Here is a 3,516-nt window from a genome sequence, read left to right as displayed (position 1 = left end):
GCTTAATTATGGTATTTTTAAGTTTACATAATATTATTATGATTAATAATGCATTTTTAAAAAGTACTAGAGACAAGTAATATAATTCATAGTTATAGATTTTATTGAATCTATTATGTTATTTCAAATTTACGTATTACATGTTAAAGAATTAAAAGTAAATTTCAAAAATATCTCTATTAATTTATGAATTTTTATAATATCTGTATTAGAAATTTAGTGGTAAATTATACGATTTTATAACAAAATACTATATTTTTCTTGGTAATAGCGGTAAAAAAACATCAAACGTACCCAGGTAATATATCTAGTATTCTTTTTTGTATAATTTGTTTAATTGGATATACGGAGTTATTATTCAATGTAACCATAAATAATTGAAAAGGAGATTGGAAATTATGTTTAAACCAAAAACAAGGAGAAGAATAAAACAAATTTTTGTAATTACAGCGGCCTGCACCATGCTTTCAATGTTTGGAACACCAATTTCTAGTACAGAGGCAGCAATTCGATCTCATGCCCCATCAGTTTATGTAACACCACAAAATACTGCTGCTTCAGATATTATTAGCATAGACTGGTCACCAGTCCAAACGGCACCTTATACGTATTGGGCTGTACATAACTGGAATCAGGGAGGAGAGGGTGGCGGTTATGCGGGCTTCCAACAACAAAGCGGTTTTGATCAAACCGGTAAACGTACCCTTCACTTTGCACTTTGGGATCCAATAGCATCAAACCAAGCAATAAAAGCTGAATATTTATCGCCGACTTCAGAAGCCAGTAGATTTGGGGGAGAAGGAACAGGTCTGAAGGTTCAAACAACTTATAATTGGAAAGATAGTGAATGGTATCGAATGACTMTACGTTCTTGGCAAGAAGATGGCCATACAAAGTTTGGCCAGTGGATAAAAGATAATAAATTAAATCAATGGAAGTTAGTTGCTATTATGGATCATCCAGTTGCGAATGTTGCATTCAACTATGGTCTATCGATGTTTCAAGAGGACTGGGCTGGTAATGGACAAGATGTAAGAGAAGCACGTCTTAAAAATGGATATAGCAGAAAAGTTTCAGATAAACAATGGAATTCTTGGAATAATCAGCGTATTTCTGGGCAGCATGATAGTTCTTATCAATATGATGGAGGGGCAACTTCAGAATATGTATGGGTAAAAGCAGGTGGAAATACGCAATCAACTATTGGTACTGGAAAGACTTTTAACTTAAATCAACCTAGTCAACCAGAGATGGGGAATTTGGATTTTGATATTCAAAATATTCGTTTTGAAAATGAAAAATTAAATGTGTCTTGGAAATTGAAAGAACAAAGTACTCCCCAGTTTAAAGGGAAAATTGAAATCTATGACAATGAAAAGTTAACGGGACAAGCTTTGAAAGTAATCGACAATATTAAGTCCTATCAAACTGAGGTAAGTCAAATTATGCAATTGCCTCAAACAGCTTATGCTAAAATTACATTAACAGATATATTTGATCGAACTGTAGAGAAAAAAGTAGCAATTACAAATGGAAATTCTGATATTTTAGTAGGGAATCAATTTGCATGGTCCCTAAAAGGAATTAGTGATTTCGAGTTTGCTAAAATCAATTTCCATAAGTCGAAAGAAGAAATGCAAATTGACTTAAAAGTAGGCGTACCGCATCATTATTTTAATGAAACATATGCGAGTATTAAAGTCCAAAACTCATCCGGTAGCGTTATATACAATAAGGAAATCGTAGGGAATAGACAACAAAATGCCGAAACCCAAACTGTGTCTGTAAAAGTGGGAGATTACATTGAATTAACTCATATAGAAGGAGACGCAGTAAATGAAAAGACACGCGCAACATTAATGAATCTTGAAAATAACAAAAATGAGACTATTGGAAAGACAGCAAGGTATCAGGTTACAACAGAGGGCTTAAAAAAAGTAGAAAAAATGCCAGAGACAACAATTTTAGACGGAAAACAATTTGCATGGTCATTAAAAGGATATAGTGATAGAGAAATTGCAAAAGTAGATTATAATAAAACAGCAGAAGAGCTGAAAATAAAATTAGAAGCTGGCATACCGCATTCGTACTTTAATAGTACATATGCAAGTATTAAAGTCCAGAACTCATCCGGTAGCGTTATGTACAATAAGGAAATCGTGGGAAATAGACAACAAAATGCTGAAACCAAAACAGTACCTATAAAAGTGGGAGATTATATAGAATTTACTCATATAGAAGGGGAAGCAGCAAAGGAAAAGACACGAGCGACTATAACTAACCTTGAGAATRGWAAACAGGAATATATAGGTAAGAAAAGAATATATCAGGTTACATCTACAGGATTAATAAGACAATAAATGTATTAAAAAGTTGGGGGAATCCTCAACTTTTTTTATTGAAATAAAAGGTTCTGGTGTAAAAACTTCAAAGTAATTACAAGTAATCTCTAAAAYTYGGACATACTGATACTATTACTCTAAAAAGGTGTGTGATCGGTATGGAAAAGAAAAATYGGTTCAAATGKAAGCACTATCAGCCTGATATTATTTTATTAACGGTAAGATGGTACCTACRGTACAACCTRAGTTTTCGTGATTTGGTGGAAATRATGGAGGAACGGGGTTTATCCATTTCTCATACAACGATTATGCGTTGGGTTCATCAGTATGGTCYTGAATTGGACAAACGGATCCGACGTTACCTCAAACAAAYAAATGAYTCTTGGAGAGTCGATGAAACATATATCAAAGTAAMAGGTCAATGGATGTACCTGYATCGTGCTGTTGATTCGAAMGGAAAMACAATCGATTTTTKCCTAAGCAAAACAAGAAATCATAAGGCTGYAAAGCGCTTTTTCAAGAAAGCTTTGCSGTCTTTTCATGTTTCAAAGCCACGTGTGATAACAGTCGATAAGAATCCAGCTTATCCTACAGCAATTGAACAGTTGAAAAAAGAAAAAAGCATACCTAATGGTATGCGACTTAGACAACAAAAGTACTTAAATAACATAGTAGAACAAGATCATCGCTTTATAAAGAAGCGAATCTATTCTATGCTAGGTCTTAAATCTTTTGACACAGCTACATACATTCTTTCTGGAGTAGAAGCCATACATATGATTAAAAAAGACCAGATGGCTTTATGGAACCAGTCTGTCCAAAATCAAAAAGAATTCATCCACCAATTGTTTGGACTTGCAACATAAGATACGATTYCGTTAGGAATATATATATATGCTTTATTYTCTTTTGTTTTATTTTTGCACCAGAACCATTTTACTTAACGCACGTATTACGAAAGAATCTCAAAAAAAGTATGAGCACTATTCTAATAAAGGGCGTATTTAAAATGATACATAGCCTGAAAGGAACAACCTAGATGTACATGCAAAGTATCCCTATATCATTACCTATTAACTAGTAAAAAAGAATCGTATATAAATAATTTTTTAGTAATTTAGGAATACTAGTAAAAAAGAATCGTATATAAATAATTTTTTAGTAATTTAGGAAT

At 32.8% G+C, this 3,516-nt stretch carries 2 protein-coding genes; both read left to right on the top strand.

Annotated elements, in window-relative coordinates; all coding sequences use genetic code 11:
• The first annotated feature begins 398 nt into the window (after positions 1-398).
• A complete protein-coding gene (locus AC1DJR_RS22240; RefSeq protein ID WP_477003519.1) occupies positions 399-2,360 on the top strand; it encodes a DUF3472 domain-containing protein in 1,962 nt (653 codons plus the stop codon).
• A 140-nt stretch (positions 2,361-2,500) separates the two neighbouring features.
• Positions 2,501-3,208, top strand: coding sequence for an IS6 family transposase (locus AC1DJR_RS22235; protein WP_477003518.1), 708 nt, complete (start codon positions 2,501-2,503; stop codon positions 3,206-3,208).
• The last annotated feature ends 308 nt before the right edge of the window (positions 3,209-3,516 follow it).

This window comes from Bacillus sp. 05T31, from assembly GCF_056396725.1.
This window is presented reverse-complemented; position numbering and strand designations above follow the sequence as displayed.